6 protein-coding genes are annotated in these 6,634 nt (G+C 48.8%); all 6 read left to right on the forward strand.

Annotation, left to right across the window (positions count from 1 at the left end):
• Positions 1–777: 777 nt before the first annotated feature.
• Positions 778–1,197 carry a D-ribose pyranase gene (gene rbsD / locus MHN01_RS12495; protein WP_160655974.1) on the forward strand — a complete coding sequence of 140 codons (420 nt, stop codon included), beginning with the start codon at positions 778–780 and terminating at the stop codon, positions 1,195–1,197.
• A 34-nt stretch (positions 1,198–1,231) separates the two neighbouring features.
• Positions 1,232–2,737, forward strand: a complete 1,506-nt coding sequence (gene rbsA, locus MHN01_RS12500; protein WP_239411651.1) for a ribose ABC transporter ATP-binding protein RbsA — start codon at positions 1,232–1,234, stop codon at positions 2,735–2,737.
• On the forward strand, positions 2,734–3,717 hold the full coding sequence (gene rbsC / locus MHN01_RS12505; protein ID WP_239411652.1) for a ribose ABC transporter permease: 984 nt from the start codon (positions 2,734–2,736) through the stop codon (positions 3,715–3,717). The genes rbsA and rbsC overlap by 4 nt, the downstream gene beginning before the upstream one ends.
• Positions 3,718–3,799: 82 nt before the next feature.
• Positions 3,800–4,678: a ribose ABC transporter substrate-binding protein RbsB gene (gene rbsB / locus MHN01_RS12510; protein WP_239411653.1), complete on the forward strand. Its 879-nt coding sequence runs from the start codon at positions 3,800–3,802 to the stop codon at positions 4,676–4,678.
• A 146-nt stretch (positions 4,679–4,824) separates the two neighbouring features.
• Positions 4,825–5,742, forward strand: a complete 918-nt coding sequence (rbsK, locus tag MHN01_RS12515; protein ID WP_239411654.1) for a ribokinase — start codon at positions 4,825–4,827, stop codon at positions 5,740–5,742.
• Between the two features lie 91 nt (positions 5,743–5,833).
• Positions 5,834–6,634, forward strand: an 801-nt coding sequence (locus MHN01_RS12520; RefSeq protein WP_239411655.1) for a substrate-binding domain-containing protein, incomplete at its 3' end; no start/stop codon positions are given.

Here is a 6,634-nt window from a genome sequence, read left to right on the forward strand (position 1 = left end):
AACCATCGCCAGCCTTATCAGCCACACTTTTTTCTTTTTCAGCGCAAACCACAGCAAAAATGCGGATAAAGGCGCAAGCAGTAGGGAAAACGGTAAGAAGTTCACTGCCGAGAGTGACATATCAAGCACCATACCTCATTGAATAAGAGCAGAAGCAAATGATAAGCCTGATTCTGCTCCTAATTCAAAGCATTCAGGCGTAATTTGCATAAAATTACAAAAGCCAAATACCCAAACTACCTCAAGATGCTCGTTTCAGCGAGAATTACTTGGCTACTAGGCTAGGCGCCGATTTGAAAATCTAGTGGCTCTAAATTAATAATCGGTAACAACGCATAGGAGCCAAGTAAACTCGCCCTTCGGGAGTGAGCCAGCGCGTCCATTTCTGTGTCAAATAACCTTGAAAGGGGTGACCATTCCTACCGTTATTTTCCTTGAACTGAACACGCTGGTCTCACTCTGAATCCTGCATCTTAAGGTAGCTTGGGTATTAACATTCACTATATGAAACATTGTACAGATACCATATATCAAGAATATGAACTCTCATACTTTTTAATGTGATCCACTCCTCCATTTATTCAGAAAAAGCATATTTGTTCTGAGCCAAGTCACACTTTGCTATCTTTACAGGTGCGCATCGAAACGTTTGCTTTTACATTTACAGCCATCGAAACGATTGCGTAACCGTTTCGATGTATAAAAAAACAGCAAGGAAGAATAGCCAAGGCTGGCTGACACAACGCATCACCACCATGAATAAATAAGGTGCAACCCATGAAAAAAAGCGCACTCATCAATGCTGAATTGTCTTACATCGTCGCGACCCTAGGTCATACCGACGAAATCACTATCTGTGATGCCGGACTTCCTATTCCTGATGAAACCCAACGTATCGACCTCGCACTTATTCCTGGTGTACCTGCTTTTATTGATACAGTGAAAGCCGTTCTTGGCGAAATGCAGATTGAAGGGATTGTGTTGGCAGAAGAATTCCTGCACGTAAGCCCGGACCATCACCATGCTCTGATCGAGCTTATCCGTAACGAAGAAGAGCTGTGCGGTAAGTCAATCAACATCTCCTATGTCAGCCACGAAGAATTCAAGGTCCATACCCAAAACAGCAAAGCAGTGATCCGTACCGGTGAATGTACCCCATATGCCAATGTGATTTTTCAGTCCGGCGTAGTGTTCTAAACCTCACTCTTCTGCTTAGTTGCAAGGAACTGACATGAAACAGCCAATCTTAGAATTAAAAGGCATTGATAAAGCGTTTCCGGGTGTAAAGGCACTCGACAACGCTTGCCTGAATGTCTACCCAGGCAAAGTAATGGCTTTGATGGGTGAAAACGGCGCTGGTAAGTCGACCCTAATGAAGGCACTTACCGGTATTTACGCCATGGATGCCGGTGAAATCCGCTACCAGGGCGAACAAGTGAACTTTAACGGCCCGCGCCATTCTCAGGAAGCGGGTATCAGCATCATCCACCAGGAACTCAACCTGATCCCCGAGCTGACGATTGCCGAAAACATCTTTCTTGGCCGTGAGAAAACCAATGCCTTCGGTGGTATCAAGTGGTCCGAGATGTACCGCGAAGCTGATGCCCTGCTCAAGCGTCTGAATGTCAAGCACAGCTCTCGACAGCTATTGGGTGAGCTAAGCCTGGGTGAGCAGCAAATGGTTGAGATTGCCAAGGCGCTGTCATTCAAGTCTCAGGTGATCATCATGGATGAACCAACCGACGCCCTGACAGATACCGAAACAGAGTCGCTGTTCAAGGTGATCAACGAACTGCGCGATGAAAACTGCGGCATCGTTTATATCTCCCACCGCCTGAAAGAAATTTTCGAGATCTGTGACGATATCACCGTACTGCGTGACGGAAAGTTCATTGGTGAGCGCCAGGTTGCAGATATCGATGAAGATACCATGATCGAGATGATGGTTGGCCGCCGCTTGGATGAACAGTACCCGCGCATTGACGTCCAGCACGGTACTACCTGCCTCGAAGTTAAAAACCTCTCCGGCTCTGGCGTCAACAACGTGAGCTTCACCCTGGATCGAGGTGAGATCCTTGGCGTCTCCGGTCTGATGGGTGCTGGCCGTACCGAGCTGATGAAAGTCATCTACGGTGCCCTTGCCCGAGAATCTGGCGATATCATTCTTGATGGCAAAACCATTAACCCAATCAGCCCGCAGGATGGCCTTGCCAACGGCATTGCGTACATCTCCGAAGACCGCAAAGGCGATGGACTGGTGCTTGGGCTGTCAGTAAAAGAAAACATGTCACTCTGTTCGCTTGATCACCTGACAAAGGGCGTACAGATCAACCACTATGACGAAGTCACGGCTGTCGAAGACTTTATCCGTCTGTTCAATATCAAGACCCCGAGTCGTAATCAGATCATTGGCAACCTCTCTGGTGGTAACCAGCAAAAAGTGGCCATCGCCAAAGGGCTGATGACTCGCCCTAAAGTGCTGATCCTCGATGAACCAACCCGCGGTGTCGATGTTGGTGCAAAAAAAGAGATCTATCAGCTTATCAACCAATTCAAGGCCGAGGGGATGAGTATCATCCTTGTCTCTTCGGAGATGCCAGAAGTGCTCGGTATGAGTGACCGCATATTGGTTATGCATGAAGGACAAATCAGCGGCGAGTTTATGGCCACTGATGCCGATCAAGAAAAATTACTTGCCTGCGCTGTGGGTAAACAAATCAATGAGGTAGCAGCATGAGCACCAACGCTATGGCCAAAACACAAGAAACTGATAGCAATAAGCTATTTAGCAAAGAATGGTTAATTGAACAGAAATCACTAATCGCGTTGGTTTTTCTTATCGTGGTTGTGTCTTTCCTTAACCCGAACTTCTTTACCGTCGACAACCTGTTAAATATCCTGCGTCAGACCTCGGTAAATGCAATTATCGCAGTAGGTATGACACTGGTTATTCTGACAGCCGGTATCGACCTCAGTGTCGGCTCAGTACTGGCCCTTTGTGGCGCTTTTGCTGCCACCATGATTAGCATGGAAATTCCTGTGATCATCGCAGTTCCAACCGCCTTGCTGGCTGGTGCGGCTCTGGGGGCTATTAGTGGTGTAATCATTGCCAAGGGTAAGGTCCAGGCCTTTATTGCCACCTTGGTAACCATGACTCTGCTTCGCGGTGTCACTATGGTCTACACCGACGGTCGACCTATTTCTACCGGTTTTACTGACGTAGCCGACAGCTTTGCCTGGTTCGGTACTGGCTACGCTATGGGTATTCCGGTTCCAATCTGGCTGATGGTTATCGTATTCGCAGCAGTCTGGTATCTACTAAACCATACTCGCTTCGGTCGCTATATCTACGCACTAGGCGGTAACGAATCAGCAACTCGTCTTTCGGGCATCAATGTAGATCGCGTCAAGATTGGCGTCTACGCAATCTGCGGCCTGTTAGCAGCCTTGGCTGGCATCATCGTCACCTCTCGTTTGTCTTCGGCACAACCAACCGCTGGCATGGGATACGAACTGGATGCGATTGCTGCTGTCGTACTGGGTGGCACCAGCCTGGCAGGTGGTAAGGGCCGTATTATGGGTACCCTGATCGGTGCTCTTATCATCGGCTTCCTAAATAACGCACTAAACCTATTGGACGTATCGTCCTACTACCAAATGATTGCCAAAGCAGTCGTCATCTTGCTGGCCGTCTTGGTAGATAACAAAAATAAGTAACCTCTGTAGCTAGTTAAGACTAGTAACGCGGGCGGCTTCCCCTGCCCGCAACCAACCCGACATATGTAGAAAGGAAAACAGAATGAAAAAGTTAGCAACTCTAATCTCTGCCGCTGTATTGTCCGCTTCATTCAGCACAACAGCTGCTGCACAAGACACTATGGCAATGGTTGTTTCAACGCTAAATAACCCATTCTTCGTCACCATGAAGGAAGGTGCAGAGGCGAAAGCACAAGAGTTAGGCTACAAGCTGATTGTTCTTGATTCTCAGAACGACCCAAGCAAAGAGCTTTCTAACATCGAAGACCTTACCGTTCGCGGTGTAAAGGCCATCCTTATCAACCCAACCGATTCCGACGCAGTTTCTAACGCCATTCGCATGGCTAACCGTTCTAAAATCCCTGTCCTGACCCTTGACCGTGGTGCAAGCCGTGGTGAAGTTGTTAGCCACATTGCTTCCGACAACGTTGCCGGTGGTGAAATGGCCGGTAAATACATCATGGAAAAAGTGGGTGAAAAAGCTCGCGTTATCCAGCTAGAAGGTATCGCTGGTACATCAGCTGCACGTGAGCGTGGCCAAGGCTTCATGAATGCAGTTAAAGCAAACGGTATGGACCTGCTTGCCAGCCAGCCGGCTGACTTCGACCGTACCAAGGGTCTGAACGTTATGGAAAACATGCTAGCAGCTAACCCAGATGTTCAAGCGGTATTTGCCCAGAACGACGAAATGGCACTGGGTGCCCTGCGCGCGGTACAGGCATCAGGCAAAAACGTTCTTATCGTTGGCTTTGATGGTACAGACGACGGTATTGCAGCAGTTAAGCGCGGCAAACTAGGCGCTACAATTGCCCAACAGCCTGATATGATTGGTGCTTTGGGTGTAGAAACAGCTGACAAGATGCTTAAGGGTGAATCTGTAGAGGCAAACATTCCTGTTCCTCTAAAAGTTATTACTAAGTAATCACCGGTAACGAGTCACGGGTTTATTACAACCCGTGACTCTCTTCTCAATACCAGAATTTATCGTTTAGCAACCACTATTCCCGCAATGCTAACCCATACATTTTGGCCAGATAAAAACGGCAGTTAGTGATAAAAGGTCCCGATATGAATAAATTAGTTGTTCTTGGTAGCGTCAATGCCGACCATGTATTGCAAGTAGCTTCTTTCCCGCGTCCGGGAGAAACTCTGCATGGCCACAGCTATTGTGTTATTCCCGGCGGCAAAGGGGCTAATCAGGCAGTTGCTGCTGCGCGCCTTGGTGCTGACATCGCATTTATCGCCAGCGTGGGCGACGACAGCTTTGGTCACGAGATGCGTGAGTCCTTCGCTAAAGAAGGCATGAACACCGAAGCAGTAATGATCGAAGAAGGCGTACCGACAGGTATCGCCATGATCCAGGTTGCCGCAACCGGCGAAAACAGTATCTGTATCTCTGCCGAGGCCAATGGTTGCCTCAGCCCGGCCCGTATTCAGCCGCACCATCACCTGATCGAAAATGCCGATACCCTGTTAATGCAGCTGGAAACGCCTATCGAAACTATTGAAGCAGCCGCCAAGGTTGCCAAGCAGTCAGGTACGCGCGTGGTTCTCAATCCAGCCCCTGCACAGCCATTATCAGATGACTTATTGCAACTTGTTGATATGATTACACCAAATGAAACTGAAGCAGAACTGCTGACCGGTGTAAAAGTCGAAGATATGGCATCGGCACAAAAGGCCGCGGATGTATTGCATACTAAAGGTATCAAGCAGGTAATGATCACTCTCGGCAGTCAGGGCGTATGGCTAAGCCAGAATGGTGAAGGGCAACAAGTTTTGGGTTTCCGCGTTGATGCGAAAGATACGACCGCTGCCGGTGATACGTTTAATGGCGCACTGCTTACTGCTTTGCAGGAAGGACGTGCACTAGAGCCGGCAATTCGTTTTGCACATGCAGCCGCTGCGATTTCAGTTACACGTATGGGTGCTCAGACTTCCATTCCACACCGTAGAGAAGTGGAACGCTTTCTGATTGAGCACTAATTTAGTCATTCGCCTATATAGATTCCCATGTCACTGACCAAGGCGGCTATATAGGCTGTACCAGATATCTGGTATTGTCAGGGAGAACTCAATGGCGACAATCAAAGATGTTGCGAAACATGCCGGGGTATCCACCTCCACAGTCAGCCACGTCCTGAATAAGACCCGTTTTGTCAGCGAAGATATTTCCGTACGGGTGCAGGCTGCTGTTAAAGAGCTAAATTACGCCCCGTCAGCCCTCGCCCGCAGCCTGAAAGTCAACCATACTCGAACGTTTGGTATGCTTGTCACGACCTCGACCAACCCTTTTTTTGGTGAAGTGGTCAAAGGAGTCGAACGCCGCTGCTATCAACAGGGCTATAACCTGATCCTTTGCAATACCGAAGGTGATGTCGAGCGTATGCATTCCAACCTGGATACCTTGCTGCAAAAGCGGGTCGACGGCCTGCTGTTGATGTGCAGTGAAGTCGAAGGCAAAGAGTTCGATCTATTTACTCGCCACCAACCTGTACCGACAGTGGTGATGGACTGGGGACCAATTGATTTTCCAAGCGATAAAATTCAGGATAACTCCCACCATGGAGGCTACCTGGCTACCCGGCACCTAATCGAGCAGGGTCACAAGAAGATTGGCTGCCTGACCGGCCCATTGGATAAGCTTCCCGCCCAGCAGCGACTGTCTGGTTTTGTCCAGGCGATGGAAGAAGCCGGACTGGAAATCAACAAAGACTGGATTGTTAGCGGTAGTTTTGAGTGCGAAGGCGGAGAAATAGCCTTTAACAAACTCTATGAGCGTGGCCCACTTCCCACTGCGCTGTTTGTCTGTAATGACATGATGGCAATGGGGGTGATCAACACAGCACACAAAAAAGGCCTCTCTGTCCCTGAGGAT

The sequence above is a fragment of the Photobacterium sp. OFAV2-7 genome, from assembly GCF_022347985.1.
In the GTDB taxonomy this organism is placed as follows: Bacteria; Pseudomonadota; Gammaproteobacteria; order Enterobacterales; family Vibrionaceae; genus Photobacterium.